Origin of the sequence: Phycisphaera sp. (genome assembly GCA_025916675.1) — a bacterium.
Classification (GTDB): domain Bacteria; phylum Planctomycetota; class Phycisphaerae; order Phycisphaerales; family UBA1924; genus JAHCJI01.
Genome location: CP098402.1, coordinates 3,277,549 through 3,303,024, shown reverse-complemented (window position 1 = coordinate 3,303,024; position 25,476 = coordinate 3,277,549). Strand labels below are relative to the sequence as shown.

Below are 25,476 nucleotides of genomic sequence, written 5' to 3'. Positions count from 1 at the left end.
TACAGCCGGAGGTCCAGAACCCATGCAAGCCAATCTCGAGAGCAGCACGGTCATCGACAGCACCGAGGCGCGAAACGCCCAGGCCGCCGCCGACAAGGCCCCATTCCAGGCCTCGGCCGACATCGATACCTCGAAATTCTTCATCACCCAGAACATGGCGGGCTATACCCAGGAAAACCACGAGGTCTGGCGACTCCTCTACAGCGAACGCATGAAGACCCTCGACCAGCAGGCCTCCACCGTCTTCCTCGACGGCATGCGCGCCATCGGCCTGCCCAGCGACGCCGTGCCCGAGGTCGCCGCCATCAACGCCAATCTGGCCCAGCGCACCGGCTGGCAGAGCCGACCCGTGCCGGGGTACCTGCCGGCCAAGGCCTTCTTCGCCTGCCTGGCGGGCGGCGAGTTCCCCACCACCATCACCATCCGCCCGCGCCACCTGCTGCACTACCTGCCCGAGCCGGACATCTTCCACGACATCTTCGGCCACGTGCCCCTGCACGCCGACAAGGTCTTTGCCGAGTTCCTGCGCACCTACGGCCAGGCCGCCCTGCACTGCGAGGACCCCTACCACATCGAGCGCCTGGGCCGCCTCTTCTGGTTCACCGTCGAGTTCGGCCTCATCAAGGAAGCGGGCCAGACCAAGCTCTACGGCAGCGGCCTGATCAGCAGCCTGGGCGAGAGCGAGCACGCCCTGCGCAGCCCCCACGTCGACCGCCGCCCCTTCGACATGGACCGCGTCTGCGACACCCCCTTCGAGATCGACCACTACCAGCCGATCCTGTACGTGCTCGAGAGCTTCGAGCAGCTTCGTGACGCGATGAACAAGTACGCGGAGCGGGTGATGAATGCGAGGAAGACGAGTGCGGCATGAGCAAAGACTTGAGTGAGTCCAACAACCCTTGGCGACTTCCGATAGTTGTCGGCGAACGTCCACTCGTACTACTTGGAACAAACACTGACTACGACAATCTCAATTACCTTCGCGCCTTCGAAGTAGACTATTTCAGTTCTGTTGCAGCTTTGTTCTGTGACGAATTTGAACATACTGAAGATCAAGGCCAAAGATCCAAATGTGCTACGGCTATCCGCAGCACATATGGGCATGCCATTGAATCACTTATGGCGATTATTGGAGCAGCAACACAGGCCCCACACGGCGTTGGCCTCTGGCTGAACGAGTATACACTTCGCGATCTGCGCCATGTAGTTAGTTGTGTCAGAAATTCAACCCCCGCGTACTTCAAACTCACTACTAAACAGAATCAGTTAACTGATGGCAAATCTAGACTCACCTGGAACGAACTCTCGAATCTGGTTCACAGCCATTGTCAAGCATGGGATGCTGACAAGCGAACGAGAATTTCAGATGGATTTGCAAGTTTTTGGCAACGAGTTTCCTCAGACTTCATGGACGAACATCAACAACGCGAATACAACAGTATTAAGCACGGCGTACGTGTACGACCGGGAGGGTTTACTCTTAGAATAACACCCGAAAGAACATTTGGGGTCATAGATGAGAGTGCCACGTCTCATATCAGCGGCGGCAAATATGGAACAACCTATCTCACTACTGAGCTATTTAATGGTCGCCCTAAGCATTGCAAGCGTGTTCGCCACGATTCTGTTGTTTGGGATCCGAGAGCGTTAATTCAACGTCTCCAACTCGTTTCAATGTCCATTCAAAATATTATGTCAGCATTAAGACTGGCAGTTTACAAAGATGTCAAACCTGATGGCACGGGGTGTTTGTTCCGCGCTCCTGTAGATCATGGCGCCTGGACTGATTGCTGGCGCAGACCCAACACATTCCGAAGTCGATTCTCAGATGAATTTGGAACAATAGAATCAGATTTCCCGACAAAGGCCGAAGTTCTCAAAGCCTATTCTCAAGGGTCGTGGTAGAGTAACGCGAGAGAACCACCACCCGCTTCTGCACGGCTAACCGCTCGTGCCACGCGCTGTGGGCGAAGAGGTCGCGTACATCACCCACACCCCGCCGCAAACGCATTCTGAAACGCCAGAAAATCAAACAACGTTAGCTCGCCATCCCCATCAAAATCCGCCGCCAGATCGCCCGCACTGAACAGGTTCTGGAAGGCCAGGAAGTCGAACAGCGTCAGCTCACCATCGCCGTCGATGTCGGCCGCGCACGTGTCGCACGAGGTCTCGATCACCGCCAACCCCTGCACAGCCCGCGACGGGTTGATGAGCCCCAGGTCGGTCAGCGTCAACGGATCGAGATCAACGCGAAAGAAGTTACCGCTCACCGAGATGCTGATGTACAGCGCGTTCTCGCTCCGGTCGTACGCCAGCCCGCGCAGGTTGCCGCTCGGCAGCACCAGCGGCAGTTCCGTCACGCCTGCCGTGTCGGGGTCGATGACGATCACCCGGCTGGTAAGGTCCGAGATGCCATACAGCGTGTTGCTGTCGCAGTCGTACGCCAATCCCTCCACGCCGTTGGCACCGGTCAGCACGCCGACAATGCTCGACGCGCCCGTCACCGGGTCGACGGTATACAGCCGATTGTTGTTGTTGTCGCTCACGTAGATCACGTCACGCCCGGGGTCATAGGCCAGCCCGTTAGCGTTGCTCGCGCCCGTGACCGCCGCCAGCAACACCGTCGCGCCGGTGTCGGGGTTGATCGTGTACACCGAGTTGAACCCAGCATCCACAGCATACAGCGTGTTCCGCCCCGCGTCGTACGCCAGCCCCTGCGGCTGCACGCCCACGGGCGCCCGCGCCGTCGTGCTCCCGCTCGTCCGGCTCATCTCCACGAGCTGGTTTGGGTTCAGGTTCCCTCCGATGATCGTCCCATCCTGCCCCAACGCACCGGCCACCACACACGCAACAACAACACCGCTCAACCTGATCATGTCTCTCTCCTGATGGGGCTACCCGCCACATGAAACATACAGGCTAAACCCAATGGTGCCAACCCCGTTACGCTTCAACCGTCCAATAAAAAAACACCCCGCCCTCCCCAGGCGCGGGGTGCCCTCCCTCGGTGTTCGAGGCTCCGAGGTAAGAATCAGCCGATCGCGTCGGCCACCGCCTGGCGGATCGCCATGCTGCCACGCTGGACGGCGTCGCCGATGCCCGTGCGGAAGCCCTCGCCAGCACCGCGGACACGCATGACCAGGTCACGCTCGGCACTCAGGCGGACCAGCAACCGAACGCAGTGGCGCTCGATGCGCTCGACGCGAGACGCGCCGAAGCGGCCGATCAACTGCACGCGATCGGCCCCGGCCTGCCCGGCCCGGATGATCTCCCGGTCGGTCGCCCCCGCCGCGTCGAGCCGGGCGATCCGATCAATCGTGGCGTCCGTCGTGCTCGCGATGGCTCCAACCGTGCGGTCGGCCACCTGCTCCATGCTCGCCACGCACCGTGCGGCCACGTCCGTGGGGTCGGGCGGGTTCCTCTGACCGAACGTGCTGGCGGCCGACACAAGGACGGCCACCACGGCCGCCATGATCGAGATACTCCTGGTCATCTTCAAGCTCCTTTTCTTCGAGTCGCTCCGATGGCGCGGTCGACCCACAGAGGCCGGCCCCCACGGTGGAACGTGAGGCCACACGGCCTATTGCGGCCCCCTCTGGCCATTTGCACCGCGGATTTACCCCGTCACCGCCGTACCCTCCACCCCGTGCCCACCTACCGCCTCACTCTTCGCTACGACGGCACCGCCTTCTGCGGCTGGCAGAAGCAGGAACCACCCGCTCCGGTCCCCGGCGAGCCCGTCGCCACCGGCTCGGCCATCCACCACGCCGACCCCTCATTACCCGCCCCGCCCGGCCGCGTCGCCCTCCGCACCGTGCAGGCCGTGGCCGAGCAGGCCGTCCGCCAGGTCGTCCGCGAGCCGATCATCCTGACCGGCGCCAGCCGCACCGACGCCGGCGTCCACGCGAGGGGCCAGACCGCCGCGTTCACCTGCTCGGACGGCAGCGACCCCGCCCGCCACGGCGGCGGCTGGCCCGTCGAGCGCGGCCTCGACGCCCTCGTCCGCGCCGTCAACGGCCGCCTGCCGCAAGACGTACTCCTCACCCACGCCCAGCCCACGCACGACGCCTTCAACCCCATCGGCGACGCCCAGCGCAAGGCCTACACCTACACCTTCCACGACCACCACCAGCGCCCGCTCTTCGATCGCGCCTTCGTCACGCACACCCACCACACCCTCGACGCCGCCGCCATGCACGCCGCCGCCCAGCACCTGGTGGGCGAGCACGACTTCGCCGCCTTCACCCAGCTCAACCACGACCGCCAGAGTACCGTGCGCACGATCTACGACCTCGCCGTCGAGCGAACCGCCGAGCACCGCGTCCGCATCACCGTCACCGGCAGCGGCTTCCTCTACAACATGGTCCGCATCATCGCCGGCACGCTGCACGAAGTGGGGCGCGGCCGGATTGCCCAGAGCGCCGTGCCTGCCATCCTTGCCAGCGCCGATCGACGCCAGGCCGGCCCCACCGCCGCCCCCACAGGCCTGTGCCTCGAGTGGATCAGGTACCCAGGCGACAATTCCGGCGATTCTCCGACAAATCCCGCGTGACTCGGGCATTTCCTTGCCGCTCTCCCACAGTGCCGGGCAGTCGCAAACCCCGCCCGGCAGCACAAGGAGAAACGCAGATGCAACGCCTCACCCTCGCCGCCGCCGTCGCCGTCGCCGCCACCAGCGTGTCGATGCTGACCAACACCGCCCGGGCCGACCGCATGTACGCCGTCGATGCCAGCGTCGACAGCCTCTACATCTTCGATTCGGACACCGGTGCGACGATCCGCACCATCGGCCCGCTCAACCCCGATCCTGCCCGCTATACCACACCCATCAGCATGGCCGTCACCGACTCGGGCCTCATCTTCGTCATCAACAACACCCCCACCGGCGACGAGGGCCTCAGCCGCGTCGACCCCGCGACCGGCCTGGCCACCCACATCGGCGGCGACGTGCGGGGATCCATCTCCATCGGCCCCGGCGGCGTGCTCTACGGCACCGACCTTGGCGGCCGCCTCGGCACTGTCAGTTCGTCGACCGGCAATGTCCGCCTGCTCGGCGGCTCGAGGCTCCCGCGCCTCTTCGGCCTCGACTACAACACCCGCGACGGCTTCTTCTACGGCATCACCAGCGCCAGCCCGGGCTCCGTCCCCGAGCTGCTCAAGATCAACCCCTCCACCGGCGCCCTGGTCGCCACCATCCCGCTGAGCACCACCATTGTCGGCAGTGCCCCGGGCAGCATCGCCTTCCAGCGCGACGGCGACCTGGTCATGACCGAGAATGGCCGCCGCCTCTGGGAGATCAACATCGTCTCCGGCCTGACCACCCTTCGGGCCGTCACCGCCGACATCCCCCAGGGCCTGGGCCTGGCACCCTGCATCGCCGACTTCGACGGCAATGGCACGCTCGACCTCTTCGACTTCCTCGCCTTCCAGAACGCCTTCGACGCGGGCGATCTGGCGGCCGATCTCGATGGCGACGGCATCCTAACCCTCTTCGACTTCCTGGCCTTCCAGAACGAGTTCGACGCCGGCTGCTAGACCCGAGAACGCGCGGAATCGGTATTCGCCCCAATCCATGAAACCGGCGGCGAACACCCGACGAATAGAAGGTTGACAGAGCAAGACAAAGCCCGGGCCAACTCAGGCCACCCAACAGGGAAATCGGGCAAACAAGCCACACCAGGCACGGCCAGCGTCCGGACTCATCCCCCGGCCCCTGGCCGTGCCTTCTTGTCGGGATTACGACCGGGTGTCCTCTGCTTCGTCATCGCCAAAAACAAACACCTCGGCATCCTCGAACACCTCGCCCTCGATGCCACTCTCATCCACGAACGATCCACCCTCGCCCGATCCCTCACCCGGAATACGGAACAGGCTCTCGATCTCGTCGGGCGTCAGCTCAAGATCCTCACCCCGATCGAACGCGCTCGTGTCGATCAGCCCCTTCTTATCACGACGTTCCGCCTGCTCACGCCGCTTGTCGAACTGCTTGCGGCTCCGCACGAACACCCGGAACGGGATCTCATCAAATGGCGCCTGCTCGCGCAGCCGATTCATCAGATACCGCATGTAATTGGGCGTGAACAGCTTGGGCTCGTTCACCACCATCGCGATCGTCGGCGGGGCCGTCCCCACCTGCGCCACATAGAACATCCGCGCCATCGTGCCGATCTTCGTGGCCGGCCCGCGCTTCTCCAGGATCGACCGAATCAGCCGGTTCAACGCCCCGGTCGACACCCGCTCGTGCGCCTGCTTCTTCAGGTCGAACGCCAGCTCCAGCACGCCGTCGATGTTCAGCCCGGCCTTCGCGCTCAAGAGCGCAATCGGCGCGAACGGCAGCCCCTTAAACCCCTCACGCACGTACTTCTCGTACCGCTCGGGGGTCACAGGCCGGCCCTTGTCATCGGTCCGTCCCTCGGCTAGGTCCCACTTGTTCACCGCCAGAATCGTCGGCTTGAACGCGTTCTGGCACAGCATCGCGAGCTGCTGGTCCACCTGGCTCGTCGGCTCGGTCGAGTCGATCATCAGCATCACCACGTCGGCCCGATCGATCGCCCGCTGCACGCGGTCGAACGCGAACCACTCGACCTTGCCCTGGAAGCTCTTCTTCCGCCGCATGCCGGCCGTATCGATCACGATGATCCGCTTGCCATCCTTCTCCACCAGCACGTCGATCGCGTCGCGCGTCGTTCCCGCGATCTCCGACACGATCACCCGCTCGGCCCCCGCCAGCGCGTTGACCAGCGTGCTCTTGCCCGCGTTCCGCTTGCCGATCACCGCGATCGACAGGTCCGCCGGCGGCACGCTGGCCGTCTCGTCCTCGGCCGGCAGCAGGTCGTACAGCCGGTCGCTGATGTCCCGCCGCATGTAGTTGTTCCGCGCGCTGCACATCAAGGGCTCGCCAAAGCCCAACGCGCTCATCTCGTAGGCGTGGGTCTCCCACTTGGGCCCGTCCACCTTGGTCGCCACGATGTAGACCGGCGCCTGCTTGCCCAGGCTGGGGTCGAGCTTCGCCATCTCGGCGCGATCGCGCCGCCCCAGCTTCTGCTCGCGCAGCAGCCGGGCGATCTCCTCGTCCCGCGGCGTCAGCCCCGCCTGCACGTCCACGCAGAACAGGATCAAATCGGCATCCGACACCGCCGCCTCGATCTGCCCTTCGACATCATCGGTCAGCGTCGAGAGGTCAGCCCCCACCTCGTCGTAGCGCTGCCCCTCGGCCACATAGACCCCATAACCACCCGTGTCGGTGATCTCGACAGGCCGCTCGGGCCGCCCATCGCTATGGGGCAGATCGATGATCGTCGTCACCCGATCGCGCGTCACCCCCGGCAGATCGTCAACGATCGACACCTTGGAATGGGCCAGCATGTTCATCAGCGAGCTCTTGCCCACATTGGGCCGGCCCACGATCGCGATCCGTGGTATAGGCATAGACCCAATCGTACGCCGCCCAGCCCGACTCCCCTTCCCCTCTGCCCCCTCTCCCTCCCAGAGAGAGGGCCGGAGTGAGGGTTCTTCATCCCCCTTCTTCCCCGATGCCCAGTGCCTGATGCCCGATGCCCTCTCTCTCCCTCCCCCCCTACCATCGCCCGCCATGGAAAACCTCACCCCCGGCGCCACCGTGCGTATCACCCAGCAGTTCCCCCGCGCAAGCGGCACGATGGTCTCCACCGTCCAGGGCGTCGTCGTCCGCGTCGGCCAAGAGAAATCCGGCTCCTGGTTCGCCCACACCCGCGACAACAAGGTCTGGATCGACCGCGTCGAGCTCCGCAAGAAGGACGGCGAGCTCGTCGTCCTCAACCTCGACCGCTTCTCGGCCGTCGAGGTGCTCGAAGAGCCAAAAGCCGAAACCACCGGCTAACCGCCGAGCCCCTCCTTCCGAGCCGCGGGCGTGAGCACGCGGCCTTTATTCGGCTATCAAGGTGTGATTGAGGCCGCGTGCTCACGCCCGCGGCTCGGTTTCTACACCCCCTTTACTTTCCCAACTCTTCTCCCCCATCCCCCAAGTCTTCTCCTTTCCCCTCTGGGTCTCTGTGCCTCTGTGGTTATCCCTCTTCATCCCCTCTCCCGCGCGCATGCCACGCCGCGATCACACCAAGCTCCAGCACAATTCTGATTTCGCAGAATCCCCGGCAATTCCGGGGTGATTCTCGCATAGTGCCCACTTCCAAACACCACTCCCGCGCGCCGCCACCCGTCCGACCGCCCGTGAGGTAGAGGCCCCCGAGTTCACGGGGCCAACACCCAACGCCCTTACCCAAGGGAGGTCACCCGTGGCGTTCAACCTCGCACCCTTCACCGACACCACCCTCTCGCCCCAGGCCCTCGAGATCATCCTGGCCGAGCACGAGCGCGACATCGCGCCGCGCCTCCGCTGGCTCTGGGGCTACTTCCGAAACGAGCCAACCCGCCCGGGCGGCGAACTCCCCCAAGCCACCGGCCTCCCGCCCCGCCTCCGCGGCGCGTGGGACCCCTGGTCCGACGATCGGATGGTCGACGCGGCCACGAACGAGGTCGTCATCGAGAACGACATCGCCTGGCGCATCCACACCATGGTCGACTTCATGCTGCCCGAGCCGCTCGTGCTGCTCAGCACCGCCGGCCAACCCCAGCACCGCCGCAGCATCGAAGCCGCCCTCGACGCCGTGTGGGAAGCCTCGGGCGGGCTCTCGCTCCTGCACGACGCCCTCCTCCTTGGCCACGTCTACGGCCACGTCGACCTGCTGCTCCGCTGCGATATCGAACGCCTCACCGCCCTCGCGCCTGACCTGGATGCGCTCCTCGAACTCCCGGCCGAAGTGCTGGCCGAGGCCATCCGCGTCGAAGCGATCGACCCAAGCCGCGGCGTGCCCATCGTCGACCCGAGCGACTACCGACGCCTCGAGGCCTACGCCATCGACTTCACGCGGCGCACCTCGCAAACCGACGAGGACGACCGCCACGGCCGCACCCTCAACACCGAGCGCGTCACCGAAGTCCTCAGCGGCGCGTGGCGGCAGGTCTACGTCGACGGCGAGCTCATCGCCGAGGGCCCCAACCGCGCCTCGCCCGGCCGCGTGCCGGTGGTGCACATCCAGAACATCCCCCAGCCGCTCTGCTACGCCGGCATCGGCGAGGTCGAGCCGCTCACCCCACTCCAAGACCAGCTCAACACACGCCTGAGCGACCGCGCCGCCCGCGTGACCATGCAGTCCTTCAAGATGTACCAAAATACGCTATTTCGAGTATTTTACATGGTTTTAGCACTACTTATTGTCCGATCATGCACTACAATAGACCAACTCCCTGAGTGAGAGTTGCAAGCATGCCCCATCAGCGCAAGCCCAGAATCCCGAAGTTGTCCTTCACCACCAATCGTGGCATCGGCTGGCATGTGTCATTCCGCGACCCCCAGACGGGCAGCCCGAAGAAGCACCGATTCGATCTTGCCAATCCCTCAGATAAAGCCGAAGCTGAGCGTCGTTACGCAAATTGGCTTGATGAATATCTCCACGGAAGACCAACACCTCGACACGGTCACCGGCGTTCACCATCCAGCATCAATCATGAATTGGCTACACAGACGGCTGTCACTATGCAGCCGGGGTGCTTGTTGGAAGTGGCGAACGGCTTGCTCAACTACGAGCAATCCAGAGTCAGGGAAGCTGATACGCCCCGAGCTCGTGGCACCATCCATCCCGATGTGTTTCGATATCGGTGCTACTACGTTCGAGCGTTCCTCAAGTTCATCAACACAGAGCATGGGCAGGGAGCTGTAGGCAAGATTCGAGTAGATGACCTGACAATGCCGCAAGTTGAAGGATACAACCGCAAGCTCATGGAGGATAACCTCTCTTCGGCAGCCATCGCCCATGCCATGCAAGGAGTACGGCATCTAATTATCCGAGCAGGACGACCTGAGCATGGGCAACAAACGCTCTCGTGGAATTGGGAGTCGCGTGACCGGTTTGTTGGACGCCCAAGACAACCGCGTTTGCTCCCAACACTTGATCAATTGAAACGAATACTGGCTGCAACAGACCTGCGTGGCCAAGCCATGATCTGGACTGCCATTGGCCTTGGATTCGGACCTTCAGATCTCTCCATGTTGCGTGTTGGCCAAATTGACAAGATTGGGTACGACCTAAGGCGTGCAAAAACCGGCATCCAACGATATGGGAGTACGCCGCGTCTTGTATGGGCGTATCTTCATGGCTACATCCAAGAGACCGCACGACCGCAAGGGGAACGCGTATTCCAGTCCCAGTCTGGATTGCCCCTCGTTAGTGGCCATGTGAATCGGGTACAAGGCTGGTGGCACGCGCTTCGAGAGCGCATAGATGAAAACAAAGACACGATGAGTGGTTTCTACGTTCTACGCCATCTGGGTGCGACCGAGTTTGGTTCACGCGATGGCTGCTCGATCAGTGAAATGCGCGGCTGGCTAGGACATGCAGCCAGCTCTGCAGTTGCAGATGTCTACATGCGTCCAGTGGCGCCTGAAAACAGGTTGCTCATCGAATGGGTTCGACAACGACTGGATTCGCCGGTACTTGATTACTAGCCTCAATACTGGCGGGTGATACCACCACGTACTCCGCCTCAATCAGCACTACTATCCTCTCTGAACCGTTGTTGCACAAGCATCAGGTGAGTAGCCGTACTACATAGTCATAAATCGGCCTGATGTGTTGGACAATTTTGTCTTACATACCAACTCAATCATCATGTCAGCACTGTCCACGCCGGGTCGCACCCGACCGTGGGCTGTCGATCTTTGTGGTTCGCGGCCGTCCATCGAACCCGGGGCAGCGTGTACTGCCTCGGATCATCGAATGGCAGGTGCGGCAACTGGCATGACAGCAGCACCATCGGTGATTCGTCGGTGCTGAACGTATGAACCACCCCGCGCGTGAAGACGAAGACGTCACGCTCCCGGGCCGGCACGGTGCGAACGGCCGAGCCGTCGAAGCCATCGAGAGGCTGGCCCGCCACGTGGTAGTAGCCCCGGCCTTCCAGTACAATGATGAAGCGGTCGGAGTGCTCGTGGACATGCATCGGCAGATCGATCGCTCTGGCGTCCCAGCGCAGCTTGGCCAGGGCGGCCGCGTATGGCTCACTCAGTGCCCAGACCGCCCCGGCAACCCGATCGCTTCCCTCGAACGGTGAAACGAGGTCAAGGGGGTGCTCCGCCTCCAGCCGATCGACGAGTCGCCCAAAGGAGACCCCGCGTCCCGTGCCCCGGATGCGCCCGAGGACGGCAGTAGGACGATCCGTGCTAGCCCTGAGTTGCTCAAGAGCCGTGCTGGCCATCTCCAGGATGGCCCTCAGCACGTCTGAGCCGGTGGACGGTTTTCCGCCGGCAACGTCCAGATTGAGCCCTTCGAACGCCAGAGCACCGCTGTGTGCAACCATCGGATTCTCCCTTTCTATGTGACGTTTTGTATGTAGACTTATTGTCCGCATGGATCCACGCTCAATCCAGTGAGCCGACGAACCTTCGTGCAAGATTTCGGTGATCGGGTCCGTGCCGTTCGGACCGAGCGCGATCTCTCCCAGGAAGAGCTCGCCCGCCGGTCGGGCTTGCACCGGACGGCGATCTCGTTCATCGAGCGGGCCGAGCGCTCGGCCACCCTAGAGACGGTCGAGAAGCTCGCACGAGCCCTCCGTGTCGAGCCTGCGGATCTGATGCCTCCCCTGCGGCGCTGACGGCCGAGACGAAGCGGCGGCCAGGCTTGGCAGTTCGAATCAGCACGGCCAAGGTCAGGCATCCCGAACTCATACATGGTCCTACCTCCTCCAATCCTGCGCCCATACTGGGCGCAGGCGTTGGGCACTGTAGTGTGCGCCCAACATGGGGACAAGGCCGCACCACACTCTGGCGTACCGAAAGCTTTGCCGTCGGCTGGGCGAGCTGCGCCGGGAGGCCGATCTGACCATGCGGGGGCTGGCCGAGATCCTGAAGCGGCCGCACTCGTACGTCTACAAGGTGGAGCACGGCGAGCGCCGGATCGACCCGGTGGAGTTCGTCCAGTGGTGCCACGCCTGTGGGGCCGACCCGGCGGACGAGATCGCGGACATCAAGCCGTAATGCAGGGCTTTACAAGGGTACCCGACTCTGATAGCGATTCTTGATGGACCAGCCATCCCCAAGCAAGCCCACTTCGGCAAACCATCTTAATCCACAAGCCTCGATCGAGGTGCTGCTGGCTGAGTACAGGGCAATGTACCAACTTGCCGAGTTCCGCATGGCTTCGCTCGAACGCCGGGTGCCCGCTGCCGGGGCAACGATCGTGGCCTTCCTTGGCGTGCTGCCGTTGATGCCCGAGCAATCCCAGTGGATCCTGCTCTTCGTAGTGCCAGCGTCGTTGGTCTGGTTCGTGCGCACGACGATCAGCCATGCGCGTTCGTTCGAGGACGTGCTCCGGCGGATCGAATGGCTTGAGGGGAAGGCTAACGAATTGGTGAGTGAAGATTTACTCGGGTTCCAATCAAGCCATCCAAGCCGACATGTGGCCGTCGGAGGACGAACCGGCGTCGAAACAGTCGGAGCCGTGCTTCTCGCCGCGGCCCTGGTCCTACTGGCCTGCCTCGTGATCGCCAGCACGGCCTTGAGTGGTTCGTCATCGCTCTGGTTGGCCTACTACGCGTATATCGCGACCATCGGCCTGCATCTCATCGTGTGTATCGTCGGATGGCGTCGCTATCGTGCCGGCGGCTGAGGAATCGACCGTACATACCACCATATGCGCGGTCAGTCCTCGCCGTCGTTTCTCCTCCGTCCCATCTCTTCCCTGATCTTGTTGAGTGCGTAAACGTTCGCGTGCAGGTCGTCCGCGATCCTCGCGAGTTCCTCGATAATGAGCTTGTTGTCCATCGGCCTGGTCTCCTTTCGTCTGGTGGGCCGGACCGTACAAGCCTCCACACGAAGGCACGCCTTCTTGGGCCGCGAGCGGCTTATCCGGCGTGGTCCGACCCGTAGGCCGAGACATGTGGCGGGCTTGTACTCCCGGCCGGGCGAAGTGCCGCCCGGCAGTTCAAGATATACAGCATATTGCCTACCTGTGGAAGGGGTATTGGCGGTTCGACACTTGTGCCCTCTCTACTACCGCAAACCACGAACCAAGAAAGGCACACCCTGACTCAACAATCCGCTGATCAGGTGCTGCAATGCAGCACCGAAAGTCCTTGACACACGAAGCCGGCCCGTGGCAGAACCCGATTGTCATAACAACCATACGAGGCAGGCATGACCGGAGACTATAAGGGAATCACCAGCCGCCCGAGGTAGGGCGGCGATGGCGTTGGATGTGTACACGGCGGTGACCGGCCGCATCATCGAGTTGCTCGACCGGGGCACCGTGCCCTGGCGACACCCGATCCGGGGCGCTGGGGGCGAACAATCGCTTCCGACGAGCCTCGCGTCGCAGCGGGCGTATCGCGGCATCAACGTCTTCCTGCTGGCCGTCACGGCCTGGCTGGAGGGCTACGAGTCGCCGTACTGGCTGACATACGTGCAGGCCAGGAAGATGGGCGGGCACGTACGCAAGGGCGAGAAGGGCTCGCTGGTGATCCTCTGGAAGCAGTACGCGACCCAGGACAAGGAAACCGGCGAGGACATCACCGTGCCGGTGCTGCGCCACTACACCGTCTTCAACGCCGAGCAGTGCGAGGGGATCGAGGTCCCGTCGCCGGCGACGGCCGAAGATCAGGACGAGAAGGCGGAGTTCACGCCCATCGAGGCCGCCGCGGCGATCGTCGAGCACTACGAGGGTGGGCCACGCATCGAGCACAAAGGATCTCGCGCGCTCTACCAGCCCAAGGCGGACCTGGTGCGCATCGCCGATCCCGATCGGTTCGTCGATCCAGAGTCCTACTACGCGACGCTCTTCCACGAGCTGGTCCACTCGACCGGGCACAGCTCACGGCTGGACCGGGGCCTGGACGAGAACCTCTCACCGTTCGGCTCGGCGGATTACTCCAAGGAGGAGCTGGTCGCCGAGATGGGGGCGGCGTTCCTGGCGGCGGCTTCGGGCATCGGACAAGCCACGATCGATCAATCTGCGGCCTACATCGACGGCTGGCGGAAGAAGCTGAGCAGCGATACCAAGCTGGTGGTCCAGGCCGCCGGTGCGGCGCAGAAGGCCGCCGATTGGGTGCTCGGGGACAGACCATCTCACCCCTAGAGCCAACATCGTGTCGGAATCAGCGAAGATGATGTCGGTTGAGCATCTTGTCGAACCGCTTGCGCCACTCGTCAGCGCTATCCCATTCAGCCTCTGGCAGGGGATCACCACGCTTTAGAGAATCAAATACCCCTTCATCGAAGCACGCAAAGCGGGTTGCGGATGGGCCACTCAGTGTGATTCGATGATCCAGTTTGCGCATTGACTTAGTGCGTGCGCTCAGGCTCAATGTGTTGACCCGTGCCTGGTCACCGCGGATACGAACCGGGCTCAGCACGACGTTCTCGCTGATACCACTCACGACTAAGGCCGCATCGGTGGATCGAACGAATTTGGTGTGTGTCCAAATGTCGTCAGATTCGATACAGAGCGGGACGTTGCCCGCAGGTCCCGATGGCTCCTCGGCCCGGCACAGGGGCACGGCGACGACAAAGCCACCAAGGGCTCTCGCCGCGATGCTGGCTTGTACCGCGTGAAGGTGCCGAGTAATGGAAAGAGCGCAATCGAATCCACGGGTGTCGAACATCGCCGCCAGGTTGATGGCAAGGGATGATCCCGTAAACACCCTCTTTTTGCATGAAGGGGTCGACCTGCGATCCCAGGTCAGCAAGAACCGCGGCTGATCCAGCACCGCGAGCGATCGCTCGATGCGGATGGGCAGCCTGGCGTCGGAAGGCCCACGAGAGCCAGGCGTATCAAAGACGTTGGAGACAAAATCCTCGACAAGGTCGCCTTGCTGCCGACCGGCGAGCTTTCGGAGGAAGTCCTGGATGGCCTCTACTCCGCCAAGGTGCAGTGCCGACTCGGCGGATCCCGCGAGGATGAGCCATGGCGGGCTTCGATCAGCGTGTGCCGGCTGGCCGCGCCCTCGCTTGATATTCAGACGCTGCCGTGGCGGAGCAAAGATCGGATTATCGGCGCGGTGGGCGGCGAAGCCAATAGCCGACACCGTGCCCCCGGTATGGCCCATGGACAGGGCGTGCCTTCCATCGATCGGTGCGCAGCAGAAGTCAAGATCGAGATCACCATCCCGGTCAGGACCGGAGGCTTCGCGGTAGCCGTCACCGACCCTCTCGAGTGCCCTCAGGATCTGGACCGATGGGGTTGATCCCTTGGCCTCATCTTCGCGGTCGTAGATCTCGTCGAAGAGACCGAACCGGGCTCTGTAGGTCGACTGGCGGAGGTAGCCGGCCATGGACATGGTCGCATACTTGCCGATTTCGTCCCGGTGGACGCCGCGACCTTCTGCGTCGGACATCAGCACAGCGGTCTGCTCCGTGCATCGGATGAGTTCGAGCGCGCCAAATCGGAGGCCTCGATGGGTGTCCTTGTTACTCGGCGATGGTGTGGTGGTGTTGTCCATGCGGACTTGTAGTCACAATCTGGAACTCAGTCTAACACAATCGGCATTTTAATAATTCGGGAGATCGAGTATTCACACACGCGAATTCATAGTCGTTGAAATGCGCGCATCCCTTGCGAATTCAAAGTAGTTGAAAGACGTGAAACCCTGGCGTGCAGATTTACTTACATGCTCTATGAGTTCGACGGTACGCAAGTTGTACACGCTAGCAATGGAGACCTAGAGCCATGCCCAGAAACGATGGAAGCACGATGACGACGATGACCCCGGGCTTCGGAGAGGCCCGGCCGGTGCTTGATGTGGCGATCGTGGGACTTCTCGCCTGCGGCGGCATCTTCCTGCTCGCCCTAGCCGTGAGCCAAGGGCGGCTCGAACACGCCGTCTACCTGCTCATCGGGATGTTGTTCCTGGGCGGCGTCGGGACCGTCGTGGCGGGTGCTGTGCGTGCTCGGCAGTGGTCCCGAGAGACCGAGCGAGAAGTCGAGCATCTGGAACGCATCGAGGATGTGGGCACCTTCCTCGTCGACACGGCCGGCTCGACAACGCCATTCCGCGCGACCATCAACGGAATGGCACAGGCCGGACGCCATGGCCGACCCATACACGGTGACGACTGGGTGGGGGTCATGGAAGATCAACTCGATCGCCTTGCAGGCCCGGCCCGGTGGTTATCGGGCAGTTGCGTGCTCATCGGCGTGTTCGGCACCGCTCTGGGGGCCATGCAGTCCCTCAGTGGCCTGTCGGCCTACGCGTCGTCGGCCGACGTGGGCAGCGGACCAAAGATGTTCGAGGAGTTACTCGGCTTTGGCGGGCCCATCGCCTCGTTGAGCTTGGCCTACGGCTCGACCGTTCTGGGCGTGCTGGCCAGCATCGTTCTGAATGCCCTGGCGGCCGCCGTGCAGGCCTCGGGCCGGGCCTATGTGGCCCATTCCCGCGAGCTCCTGGCCAACTACATCGTGCCAGCAATCTGCGCCTCCGGCGCCGAGGGTTCGAAAAAGGATGGGCAGCCATGAGCCGCCGTCGTGCTTCATCCTCGACGCCGCTCGGGCTCGTCGTCAACGGCGACGTGTGGGCCCTACTGGCCCTGTTGTTCATGTCCCTCTTCACGAGCATGGTGCCCCTAGTGACGCTGAGCAGCACGGCCGATGCAGAGGAGCTCGAAGCCGAGTTGGCGACGACACTGGCATCACTCCAGTCGGCCATCGGCGTCGCGAGCGATGCCGAGGATGCGCGGCAGGCGGCGGTGTCGGAGGCAGAGGCGTGGCAGGGCAAGGCCCAGCAGGCATCAGAGTTGGCCAAGCAGCAGAGGGACAGAGCCGAGCAGGCCAAAGCCCTCGCGCGGCGTGAAGAAAAACGGGCTGACGTCGCCGAAGCGCTCGCCTCTTCGGAGTCGTCGCGGGCGGATCGTGCCGAGAACGAACTGGCGACCAAGAGCGTGGATGTGGTGTTTCTGATCGACACGAGCCAGTCTCAGGCTGCACGTATCGCCCAGCTTGTCGATCGGGTACGGACGCTCTCAGAGACGCTCGGGCCGCTGACAACGCTTCGTGTGGGTGTGATCGCCTACCGGATGGACCAGCGCGTCTTCCGACTAATCCAGATCCGTCCGACGAGCGTCGATCAGGGCAAGAGCCTCAATCAGCTGGCGGCGTTCCTCGGGGCGATCGACACCAAGTCGAGCGCGACCGACCTCGCGGCCGCCGTCGAGGCTGGCATCGCGATGCTGGATTCTTCGTCCAACCAACTAGCTTCGAAGCGGCTGGTCACGCTCACTGATGTAGGCCCATTCGAGGCGGGTGATCGATCGGCCGCGGCCGCAAGCCGGGTGCAGGCTCATCTGGCCGAGTGGGTGAAGAGCGATGACCGAAACGGCACCGTGCACATCTTCACGGGTACGCATGGTCGCGACCGAGCGTTCTTCCAGGGCGTCTCACGTCAAGGCGGTAGCAGGGCAACGTTCTCGGAAAACCCATCGGACATGCTCGAGCCATTGCTCCGGGGGATCACCAGTCGATAGGCCGGCGTAGCCACGTCGGATGGCTTCCAACATTAAGGGAGATTGAGATGAAGGTGACAGATTTAGGGAATCGGTACCGTGAGGAGAGCGACGTGCAGCGAGGTGTTCTCGTCGCCATCGTCGTGGTCATCGCGGGCCTAGCGATCGGCGCACTCTCCATGGGTTCCTCGGTTTTTCGCGAGGGCACAAGTTCTGGACTGTCTGGACCGAACCGCATCAGCGAGCTTCCTGCTGTGCTCTCTGGCCCCGATCTTCTCAAGGGCACCGAGCGCACCCGGGCAGCGGTCTCGCTTCGGATGAAGGTCCGCAGCCTCGAACGCCACCAGCGTGAACTGACAGCCCAGGGCATCAGCGTTGATGGCCTGGATGAGCTCATCGAGTATTCGAGCCTGGTCGCGGATTCGATCAAGCCGAGGGAGGAACGGCCGTGATCAACCTGCGCACACCGGTATGGGTGCTCTGTGGGTTCGCCTTCCTGGCGTGCATGGTCGCCGGGTTCGTGCTCGCCATGATGGAGCCCGAGTTGCCGTTGAGGATCAGGGCGTCGGCCACCGGAGCCCTGGATGGTTGGCAGCGGGCGGTGACCGAGCATGACGCGTCGAGCGAGGGCATGGATATCGAGTCTTACCTGCATGCGAGGCTGGACACGCTCGAGGCAGAGAACCAGGTCCTGCTCATGGAGCTAGCCAACGCAACAGCACTCATCGAGGCGTCGGCCCGCGCGCTTGCCGACGCAGAACGGAAGACGGATTCACTGGGGATGCTCGCAGCGGACCTGGTCCAACAGGTCGCTGCGGAACCCTACATCGTGCCGGCCGAAGAGCCGGAGCATGACGCCGCTGCCGACGCACCGACCGAGTGAACTTCGCACACGACGTAGTGAGCGTGCGAAAAGGACCCGTGGCTGGCCGGCGAGAGCTGGTCCGCCGCATTCGCGAGCTTTGAAGGAACGAACACCTGCAAACAGCGGGAGCACTGTCGTACGCGCTCGACCTGCCAGCAAGCAGTGGCACAAAACCCAGATCCCCAATCCAGACTCCATCAAGGAGACACGCCATGCCGTCCCAGCCGAACCAACCACCCGAGTACCCGCTGCTCCACTTCATCATGGCCGGCGTCGCCTTTGCGGGCACCTACTGGCTGTTCGAGAACCAGACCGTGAACACGCAGTGGTTCGGGGTCGCCGCCCTGGTCACCAGCTTCATGGGCCTGGTCTGGCTGGTGCGAGGGTTCCAGGCCTTGCTTGCGCACGCGCAGCTGCGGCGGATCAACCGGGAGATCAAGGAGCCCAGCACGGCCCACGGTTCCGCCCGTTGGGGCACCGCACGTGATGCGAAGCGGGCCGGCATGCTCGGCCGCGGCTACTTCGAGCTCGGCACGATCGAGGGCAAGCGGATGGCAAAAAACGGGGAAGGGGCCAGCGTGGTCATCTCACCACCGGGGGGCGGAAAGACGAGCAGGTTGGTGATCAACCAACTGACCCAAGAGCAGTACGACGAACACGGCCAGCCGATGTCGATCGTGTGCCTTGACCCAACCGCAGAAATTCAGTGCGTGGCTTCGCCATTCCAACGTTCATTGAAACGCAAACAGATCTCGCTCGTTTCGCACGCCGCGCGGCTGAGCGACGAGCTGGGTGTCGAGATCACCGACTGCGGCTTCAACCCCTACACGATCCTGAACGACGCCGGCGAGGAGACCAAGGACCTGGCGTTCCAGCTCGCCCACACGGTGCAACCCGACGACCCGAAGGCCTCGGGCTCGTCGAAATTCTTCAACACGGCCGCCCAGCGGTTCCACATGTTCCTGAACCTGTACATGACTCTGCGAGGAAACCCCAGCCCGGCCGAGGCGCGGCGGCTGTGCATGAGCTCGGCCGAGGGGTGGGACCTCATCTTCGCCGAGGCGATGGTGAGCGACGCGTTTGGTGGCACGCTGCGGGAGCTGGCCGTGCGGCTGAACGACACACGGGCCTCCGAGAACGAGTGGTCCGGCATGGTTAACACCGCGATCCAGAGCCTGGAGTGCTTCGACGATTTTGGGCCGATCGGTCGCTCGGTGTCGGTCCAGGGTGGCTTCGACTTCGCCACGCTCAAGACCGGAGCCGCGAAGACCGTGTACGTCACGCTGCCGGCCGAGTACGCCTCGAGCCACGGCGTGTGGCTGAACCTCGTCCTGACGGCCGCCATCGAGCAGATGTCGCGCATTCGTACGAACCGCAAGGTGTTGCTGCTACTTGACGAATTCGCCAGCACGGGCCTGGCCATGCCATCCATTTTTAAATGTGTCGCGCTCGGCCGGAAGCTCGGCCTGGTGCCCATCATCTATCTGCAATCGTACGAGCAGCTGCGAGCAATCTACGGCGACTCACGCGCGCGGGAGCTGCTCGCCATGTGCGAGATGGTCGTTGGTCTCGGCGTTCGCGACCGTGAGACCTGCAAGATGCTCGCCGACCTGGCCGGCAGCAAGACGGCCCACCAAACGTCGCACAGCGTTCGGCCCGACGGCTTCGGCAACCGCTCGGGCCCAGACTACTCGACCTCGACCAGCCAACACGGCCAGCGGCTGATCCTGCCCGAGCAGGTCCGCGAGCTGCCCGAGAACAAGGCCCTGGTCTTCTACAAGAACAGCCCGCCGTTCAAGGTCATGACCACGCCGTACTTCCGCAACCCCAGGCTCCGCCGCCGGGCGGCACCCAACCCGTATTACCGCAAGCCGTCGAAAGGAGGCTGAGATGGGAAGGTCAGCGAACGAACTCAAGCCACGCTCGAGCGTGTCACGGCTCTTGGCGTGTGTCGGCTTCCTGGTGGGCCTGGTGGTCGTCGCCGACGTTGTTGGCCTGCCGCACGTGCGATGGGAGTCACGCACCAGCGCAGACCCCCGCATCAACACCGTGCTGTACGCCGAGTACTGGACCCTGACGGGCCCGACCAAGCTCGGGGGCCCGCTGTCACACGAAGACGTGCCTGTGGTGAAGTTCATGAGGCCGCAGCCACCGGTGCACCAGCGGCTGAAACAGTTGATCGGAAGGCTCACCGACGCCCAGGCGAGTGGCCAGGTAAGCACGCACGAAGGAGCACGCCATGCCCGATGACACCCATACCGGATTCAACGATCATGCGTCACCGAATACACCACGCGATCGGGACATCATCCCCGTCGCACGGCCGGTGAACAGGGCTCAGATCGACGAGCTGCACAAGCAGCTCTCCCAGCCGAAGCCCCAGCAGACGCTCACCCCGATGGGCTCGGTCGCGCGCGAGGCTCGGACGCAGCAGGACCATAAGATCCTGAAGGAGATCGAGGCGATCCGGGCCCGGCTGGAGATGCGCCGCAAGGCGGCCAAGCAGGCGTTCGAGCGGGCAACCCGAGGACAGGGGATGTAGCAGGCCTCGAGAACTTGCACGGAGCGGCCGGTTCATGGCATGATGGTGCATGGGCTTCTGGACCGAATACAAGATCGAGCGCTGGATCGAGCGCGAAACGAGAGAGATCTCGCTCCCCGACGGCTCGACGCGCTCGTGCACCGCTTTCCGTCTGGTCTGGGAGCAGGCCGACTCGCTCGTCCTGCTCAACGGGTTCTCCTACGCCGAGCTCGCCGGGTACGCCGACGAAGAGGCACGCTTGCAGAACCTCGGCTTCGACGAGGCCTTCAGCGGGATTGTCGCGTGGCTGGATGGACGCCGGCGGGAACGTTGGGGGATCTAAACCGATTGCTACCGCTCGAGCCCTCGGCCTCGATCACGCCGGCGTTGCTCACGGGCCTCACGCATTAGCCTGGCCTTCTCGAGGACTTCATCCGAAACACCCTCTTTGGAACCCTGGGGTGACGCGGCCCACGTGCGTCCGCCACGGCTCACGGTCCGCTGCCGGTCTTTCTCGAGCTGCCGCCACTCGGCCCGCAGCTTGGCCCGGTCCATCTGCCGCTCGAGCAAGAAGCCCAGGCGGTCCCGCGTGTAGTCCTGCCGCAGCGTGGCCATCCTGGCCTTCTGCGATTGTCGAACCTCTCGGCCCGCTTCGCGCTCCTCGGCTCTGCGTTGACCGCGGAGTACCGCAATCTCCCGCCTGTGGAAGTGTTCGATGTCGTTGAGCTGCAAGCCCGCGTCGTAGGCCAGCGTGAAGGCGTGCTTGATGGAGTGGAGGGGCTTGGTCCGGATGTCCCGCATCCACTCCTTGGTCTGGAATGCCTGCCACGCGTTGCGAGCGTGGCCGGCGGCGGTGCGGTAGCCCTCGAAGAACGCGTCGCGTTCACCGCGTTGCTTCTCGGTCAGAGCGTCGATCTTGGTCGCGTAGGCTGCACGGATCTCAGACCGCTTGGCCCTGATGACCCTCGCCGCCCGATCGCGTTCGGATGTCATGGCCGCGATATGCTTCATCTCGAGCGTGCGGAGGCCTTCGGCGTTCCTGGTTCTGATCATCGCTTCCTTGGCGCGGATCTCCTTGGTCTTCTTGGCCAACATCTCGAGCTCGGTCTTGTGCTTCGGATCTTGGGCGGCCTCGATCGCCTGCTCCTGTTCGTACACGTTCCGTGGCTTGCGTACATGAGACGTCAGCACGCCCTGGGCCCGCTTCGCCGCGTTCTTCACACGCTCGGGGCACAGGTGCTCCTTGCCCTGGGCTCGCCTGAAGTCCAAACTCCATGCACTCAGCTTCTCGTAGTCCTTCGTGTCCGGCAGCATGACCCCATGCTCTGGATGCACACGATTGAGTGCGACGTGGATGTGCTTCGGCTTGCCCGGCCCCTCGTCGTGGGCCACGAAGATCGCCTGGTGCTCGTCGCCGCGCTGGGTCCGCTTGGCGGTCACCTTCTTGCCGATCCGCTCGCCCTCATCGACCCCGAGGTAGCGCAAAGACTGGGTCGCGGCGTTGATCATCTCTTCACGGGTGAGCGTCTCGTACTCGCTCGGGTGCCATGACAGCACGTAGTGCGTGACAGTCTTGTGGGAGCGGCGGCCGGTGTTCTTGATACCGGCGGAGGCCTTCAGATCGGCCTGGCTCTTGGCCGTCGCGACCATCACCTTCCAGGCCTGCTCCGCGTCATCAGTCGCCAGGTTGTGCGTGTGCGTGAAGGCCACGCGCTCGGACGAATCGCGCGAACCAACGTCATGCAACAGATAGGCCATGAGGCCCTTGAAGCTCGATCCGTGTTCGGTCACAACGTTAATCATCAAGCTGCTCTATAGCCCGGCCGAGGGCGTCACGGAGTTGGACCAGAATGTCGTCGAGATCGACCGCACGCACGCCCTTACGGCCGGTGTTGAGGTTGCGCGCGATCTGGTTCAGGTTCACCCCGATCGCATTGAGTTCGTGCACCAATCGGGCGTCCGATCTGGCGTGCTTAGCCACCACCGGAAGGCCGAGCGATCGCCGCCGGACGTACTCGCTCACGCTCACCCCCGCCAGGTCGGCGTTCGTGTGGATGCTGTTGTACTCGGCGATCGTCCAGCGGATGTGTGTCGGCCGGCACCGACGCTCTTCGTCGTCGAGCTTTGGCCTCCCGCCGGGCCCCTTCTGTGCTGCTTGGGTCTGTGCCATGCCCACGCTCTCCCTAACGCCCTCGCAATCGGACCGGGGTCTCAACCACCGGGCGAGACCCCCCGGTTCATGGCACGATTACGACCCGCCAACGAACGGGCAGAGTGATCCGTCCATGAACCGGAACGCCGCATCCAAGGACGGCCGGTCCTTGGTCCCGATCCAACGGGGACACGTTGGCCAGATCATGCCTCTGCACACCCTCCAGGTGGGTAGATTGTGAGTTTTTGCATAGCAAAAACATATCTGGCTATCCAATTGCAGCAGATTTTTGCCACCCTCACCGCACCAGGTCAAGTGCGTCGGTTGTTCCACATGCAAATGGATGCGTTTTCGGGTTGCTCCGAACCATCTCTGTGAACCGTGAGTGACCCGCCAATGAGGGCCCCCGCAAGCTTGGGGCCCGCCGTCACTCGCCCCTGGGCTGTGCCGTGGGCTTGTTCTGGCTCCGAGCCCTGGGCTTGCGCTTGGGTGGCTCCTTGGGCTCCAATACCACGCCCAAAGGCCGGCACAGCTCCGCGATGGCGAGGGCGGCCTCGTGCTGGCGTTGGCGTTCGGCCGCACGCTCGGCATCGGCCAGGCCCTTGAGCATCTCGTTGAGCCCTGGGCCGCTGAGCTGGCCCTTCAGAGTGTCGATCCGGAAGCGGATGGCGGCGAGCTCCTTCGAGGCCTCGCCGGGTTGCTCGAGCCATGATGCGAGCTCGGCGGTGAAACGCTCGATCGACTGGCGAAGGGTGTCGTCCATGCCATCAGTCTAACGCACGCCGAAGACGAGCGGGAGCTGGCGGGATCTCGATTCTGGGCGGATACCGATGAGTTCGCCCGTAGACACGAAGAAGGCCGGCCCCCCGTGTGGAGAACCGGCCTTGACAAGAGGCGGTTGATTAGCTGTTGGCGTCGAACAACCAGTCGTACGCCCAAGCGATCAGCTTCTCGGCGACCGGAAGGTCATCAATCGTGAGCCCGTCGAAGCGGCTGCCGTCGCGGCTCCGGATGGTGAGCACAAAGTCGAGCCGGTGCGGGTGCTCCGGGTCTGGCCTCGTGAATCGCTCATTGATCGCGGCCTCGAGCCGGCCGAGCCGGAGCAACGCAACAGGTCTGGGGTGGTCTTCTGACATAGTGGATAGTCCTTTCGTTGGTGGTTGAAGAAGCCCGCCCCGGCCAGTTGGGACCGGAGCGGGCGGAGTGTGCTACGCCCTGCTGGCGTTGGGTTTGGGCTCGGCCGCCCGGAGCTCGAGCTCTCGGTCGTAAGCCCTGTTCGCCAGTCGGGCGACGCGGAGCAGCTCGGACCGGCTGAAGCGGTCGCTGTCGTGGTAGGTGCCATGCTCGTCACGCCAGGTCCGGGTGATCTGGACGCTGTAGAACGGGCCCTTGTCGTCACCCGTTTTCGGGGGGTTCTTCCAGATCGTCGCCTTCAGGCTGCCGTCGCGGATCGTCTCTGCTGGCTTGTTGGTGGTTGGTACTTGTGTCATCGGTTTTCCTTTCTGTTTGTGTTGCCGATGCACAGCGGATGGCACGGATCGAGGGCGTAGAGCGGAAAGCAAAATTGCGGAGGGTCCGCACAAGCGAAGCGCAGGGTGGAAGCCGTCATTTTGCTTGCAGCGGGCCCGCCGTGCGAGCGTCGCATCTTCTGGCAACACACAACGAAAGGAGAAGGCCGTCGGCACCAGACGAGCACGCCCTAGCAGACTCGTGAGGTCTGGCGGGCTGTAGGAAGGGGAGATTGTCAGTCAGCGGGATATGGCCGGATGGATGGAGCTTCTAGCGTCGGCGGCGTGTCGCCATCGCGATCCCCAGGAACAGTGCCGAGCCGCTCGCGGGGGTAGGGAAGATGACAAGCTGCTGATCAACCTCTCGGAGGTCGCCGAGCCGGCTCTCGCTGGTAGCCGAATCCATGCTCACGTACACGTCGAACCGCGTGGTAACGGTCTGGAGGTCAAGGACCGCCGGCCCACCAGCGGGATCGAACTCGAACGTGTAGTCGACCGCCCAGAAGAAGATCGGATTCGTTGGGTCGGCGTAGATTCCTGCGGGAGGGAAATTGAGCTGCCCCGCGATGATGTCGTCGATCGAGGAGGCCGCAAGGACGCCGGCCGACGTTCCTGGGCCGGCCATCGGAGCGATGAGACGGGGGTTGCTGAACAAGAACTCGCCACGGACCTCGTTGTAAACCAGGCTCGTGGCGATACCGGCAACGGCGTAGTCGGCGCTGCGGTCGAAGCTAGCCCCCAGGGTCATGGTGTTGATCTCGCCCGGCCGAGTTGGGCTGGGATCGCCAACGTCCAAGAAAAGAGCCTGACCACTGGCGACAACAGGACAACTCACGAGAGTACCGAGGGTGAAGAGAATCACGGTGGCGCTCTGATGATGAAGCATTGCGGTTCTCCCAATATGACGGA

Annotated in this window: 30 protein-coding genes; 19 read left to right on the top strand and 11 right to left on the bottom strand. The window is 63.2% G+C overall.

Annotated features, from left to right (window positions below):
* The first annotated feature begins 22 nt into the window (after window positions 1–22).
* Together NCW75_14115 and NCW75_14110 are read left to right on the top strand one after the other, a co-directional pair.
* On the top strand, window positions 23–871 hold the full coding sequence (locus NCW75_14115) for a phenylalanine 4-monooxygenase (protein UYV12421.1): 849 nt from the start codon (window positions 23–25) through the stop codon (window positions 869–871).
* Window positions 868–1,905, top strand: a complete 1,038-nt coding sequence (locus NCW75_14110; protein ID UYV12420.1) for a hypothetical protein — start codon at window positions 868–870, stop codon at window positions 1,903–1,905. The genes NCW75_14115 and NCW75_14110 overlap by 4 nt, the downstream gene beginning before the upstream one ends.
* 80 nt (window positions 1,906–1,985) lie before the next feature.
* Here the strand turns inward: NCW75_14110 and NCW75_14105 are convergent, their stop codons facing one another.
* Both NCW75_14105 and NCW75_14100 read right to left on the bottom strand, forming a co-directional pair.
* Window positions 1,986–2,876, bottom strand: coding sequence for a hypothetical protein (locus NCW75_14105; protein UYV12419.1), 891 nt, complete (start codon window positions 2,874–2,876; stop codon window positions 1,986–1,988).
* Window positions 2,877–3,031: 155 nt separating this feature from the next.
* Complete coding sequence (locus tag NCW75_14100) at window positions 3,032–3,493, bottom strand: hypothetical protein (protein ID UYV12418.1); 462 nt, start codon at window positions 3,491–3,493, stop codon at window positions 3,032–3,034.
* A 153-nt stretch (window positions 3,494–3,646) separates the two neighbouring features.
* Between NCW75_14100 and NCW75_14095 the strand changes: the two genes are divergently transcribed.
* Window positions 3,647–4,552 (top strand): tRNA pseudouridine synthase A, encoded by a 906-nt coding sequence (locus tag NCW75_14095; protein ID UYV12417.1) that lies wholly within the window; start codon window positions 3,647–3,649, stop codon window positions 4,550–4,552.
* A gap of 77 nt (window positions 4,553–4,629) precedes the next feature.
* A complete protein-coding gene (locus NCW75_14090) occupies window positions 4,630–5,535 on the top strand; it encodes a hypothetical protein (protein UYV12416.1) in 906 nt (301 codons plus the stop codon).
* A 201-nt stretch (window positions 5,536–5,736) separates the two neighbouring features.
* Here NCW75_14090 and der read toward each other — a convergent pair whose 3' ends face one another.
* Window positions 5,737–7,428, bottom strand: coding sequence for a ribosome biogenesis GTPase Der (gene der, locus NCW75_14085; protein UYV12415.1), 1,692 nt, complete (start codon window positions 7,426–7,428; stop codon window positions 5,737–5,739).
* 163 nt (window positions 7,429–7,591) lie between these two features.
* Here der and NCW75_14080 point away from each other — a divergent pair, with 163 nt between their 5' ends.
* The 3 genes from NCW75_14080 (at window position 7,592) to NCW75_14070 (ending at window position 10,540) form a co-directional block, all read left to right on the top strand.
* Window positions 7,592–7,858, top strand: coding sequence for a hypothetical protein (locus NCW75_14080; protein UYV12414.1), 267 nt, complete (start codon window positions 7,592–7,594; stop codon window positions 7,856–7,858).
* Between the two features lie 412 nt (window positions 7,859–8,270).
* Window positions 8,271–9,290: a phage portal protein gene (locus NCW75_14075; protein UYV12413.1), complete on the top strand. Its 1,020-nt coding sequence runs from the start codon at window positions 8,271–8,273 to the stop codon at window positions 9,288–9,290.
* A gap of 11 nt (window positions 9,291–9,301) precedes the next feature.
* Entirely contained in the window at window positions 9,302–10,540 is a 1,239-nt protein-coding gene (locus NCW75_14070; protein UYV12412.1) for a hypothetical protein, read from the top strand.
* Between the two features lie 161 nt (window positions 10,541–10,701).
* On the opposite strand, the gene NCW75_14065 is transcribed toward NCW75_14070, so the two are convergent.
* Window positions 10,702–11,391 carry a cupin domain-containing protein gene (locus NCW75_14065; GenBank protein UYV12411.1) on the bottom strand — a complete coding sequence of 230 codons (690 nt, stop codon included), beginning with the start codon at window positions 11,389–11,391 and terminating at the stop codon, window positions 10,702–10,704.
* A gap of 69 nt (window positions 11,392–11,460) precedes the next feature.
* On the opposite strand from NCW75_14065, the gene NCW75_14060 reads away from it, so the two are divergent.
* From NCW75_14060 to NCW75_14045, 4 genes are all read left to right on the top strand, one after another.
* Window positions 11,461–11,685 carry a helix-turn-helix domain-containing protein gene (locus NCW75_14060; protein UYV12410.1) on the top strand — a complete coding sequence of 75 codons (225 nt, stop codon included), beginning with the start codon at window positions 11,461–11,463 and terminating at the stop codon, window positions 11,683–11,685.
* A 145-nt stretch (window positions 11,686–11,830) separates the two neighbouring features.
* Window positions 11,831–12,067 (top strand): helix-turn-helix domain-containing protein, encoded by a 237-nt coding sequence (locus tag NCW75_14055; GenBank protein UYV12409.1) that lies wholly within the window; start codon window positions 11,831–11,833, stop codon window positions 12,065–12,067.
* 43 nt (window positions 12,068–12,110) lie between these two features.
* Entirely contained in the window at window positions 12,111–12,698 is a 588-nt protein-coding gene (locus tag NCW75_14050; GenBank protein UYV12408.1) for a hypothetical protein, read from the top strand.
* 576 nt (window positions 12,699–13,274) lie between these two features.
* Entirely contained in the window at window positions 13,275–14,162 is an 888-nt protein-coding gene (locus tag NCW75_14045) for a zincin-like metallopeptidase domain-containing protein (GenBank protein ID UYV12407.1), read from the top strand.
* Between the two features lie 19 nt (window positions 14,163–14,181).
* On the opposite strand, the gene NCW75_14040 is transcribed toward NCW75_14045, so the two are convergent.
* The gene (locus tag NCW75_14040) at window positions 14,182–15,525 is read right to left on the bottom strand and encodes a fructose-bisphosphatase class II (GenBank protein ID UYV12406.1); all 1,344 of its coding nucleotides are present in this window, start codon (window positions 15,523–15,525) and stop codon (window positions 14,182–14,184) included.
* A 251-nt stretch (window positions 15,526–15,776) separates the two neighbouring features.
* Between NCW75_14040 and NCW75_14035 the strand changes: the two genes are divergently transcribed.
* From NCW75_14035 to NCW75_14000, 8 genes are all read left to right on the top strand, one after another.
* A complete protein-coding gene (locus NCW75_14035) occupies window positions 15,777–16,538 on the top strand; it encodes a hypothetical protein (protein UYV12405.1) in 762 nt (253 codons plus the stop codon).
* On the top strand, window positions 16,535–17,542 hold the full coding sequence (locus NCW75_14030) for a VWA domain-containing protein (GenBank protein ID UYV12404.1): 1,008 nt from the start codon (window positions 16,535–16,537) through the stop codon (window positions 17,540–17,542). Before NCW75_14035 ends, NCW75_14030 begins: the two co-directional genes overlap by 4 nt.
* Window positions 17,543–17,589: 47 nt before the next feature.
* On the top strand, window positions 17,590–17,973 hold the full coding sequence (locus NCW75_14025) for a hypothetical protein (GenBank protein UYV12403.1): 384 nt from the start codon (window positions 17,590–17,592) through the stop codon (window positions 17,971–17,973).
* Window positions 17,970–18,404, top strand: a complete 435-nt coding sequence (locus tag NCW75_14020; protein UYV12402.1) for a hypothetical protein — start codon at window positions 17,970–17,972, stop codon at window positions 18,402–18,404. The genes NCW75_14025 and NCW75_14020 overlap by 4 nt, the downstream gene beginning before the upstream one ends.
* A 194-nt stretch (window positions 18,405–18,598) precedes the next feature.
* Window positions 18,599–20,275: a type IV secretory system conjugative DNA transfer family protein gene (locus tag NCW75_14015; GenBank protein UYV12401.1), complete on the top strand. Its 1,677-nt coding sequence runs from the start codon at window positions 18,599–18,601 to the stop codon at window positions 20,273–20,275.
* Window position 20,276: 1 nt separating this feature from the next.
* Window positions 20,277–20,636 (top strand): hypothetical protein, encoded by a 360-nt coding sequence (locus NCW75_14010; protein UYV12400.1) that lies wholly within the window; start codon window positions 20,277–20,279, stop codon window positions 20,634–20,636.
* The gene (locus NCW75_14005; GenBank protein UYV12399.1) at window positions 20,626–20,928 is read left to right on the top strand and encodes a hypothetical protein; all 303 of its coding nucleotides are present in this window, start codon (window positions 20,626–20,628) and stop codon (window positions 20,926–20,928) included. Before NCW75_14010 ends, NCW75_14005 begins: the two co-directional genes overlap by 11 nt.
* Window positions 20,929–20,977: 49 nt before the next feature.
* Complete coding sequence (locus NCW75_14000) at window positions 20,978–21,250, top strand: hypothetical protein (GenBank protein UYV12398.1); 273 nt, start codon at window positions 20,978–20,980, stop codon at window positions 21,248–21,250.
* 8 nt (window positions 21,251–21,258) lie between these two features.
* Here the strand turns inward: NCW75_14000 and NCW75_13995 are convergent, their stop codons facing one another.
* The 6 genes from NCW75_13995 to NCW75_13970 all read right to left on the bottom strand — a co-directional run bounded on the left by NCW75_13995 (window position 21,259) and on the right by NCW75_13970 (window position 25,453).
* Window positions 21,259–22,710, bottom strand: a complete 1,452-nt coding sequence (locus NCW75_13995; GenBank protein ID UYV12397.1) for a relaxase/mobilization nuclease domain-containing protein — start codon at window positions 22,708–22,710, stop codon at window positions 21,259–21,261.
* Window positions 22,703–23,077: a MobC family plasmid mobilization relaxosome protein gene (locus tag NCW75_13990; protein UYV12396.1), complete on the bottom strand. Its 375-nt coding sequence runs from the start codon at window positions 23,075–23,077 to the stop codon at window positions 22,703–22,705. The genes NCW75_13995 and NCW75_13990 overlap by 8 nt, the downstream gene beginning before the upstream one ends.
* A 409-nt stretch (window positions 23,078–23,486) precedes the next feature.
* Window positions 23,487–23,822, bottom strand: a complete 336-nt coding sequence (locus NCW75_13985) for a hypothetical protein (GenBank protein ID UYV12395.1) — start codon at window positions 23,820–23,822, stop codon at window positions 23,487–23,489.
* Window positions 23,823–23,961: 139 nt separating this feature from the next.
* Complete coding sequence (locus NCW75_13980) at window positions 23,962–24,195, bottom strand: hypothetical protein (GenBank protein ID UYV12394.1); 234 nt, start codon at window positions 24,193–24,195, stop codon at window positions 23,962–23,964.
* A 72-nt stretch (window positions 24,196–24,267) separates the two neighbouring features.
* A complete protein-coding gene (locus NCW75_13975) occupies window positions 24,268–24,549 on the bottom strand; it encodes a hypothetical protein (GenBank protein UYV12393.1) in 282 nt (93 codons plus the stop codon).
* 289 nt (window positions 24,550–24,838) lie between these two features.
* Window positions 24,839–25,453, bottom strand: coding sequence for a hypothetical protein (locus tag NCW75_13970; protein ID UYV12392.1), 615 nt, complete (start codon window positions 25,451–25,453; stop codon window positions 24,839–24,841).
* Window positions 25,454–25,476 lie beyond the last annotated feature (23 nt).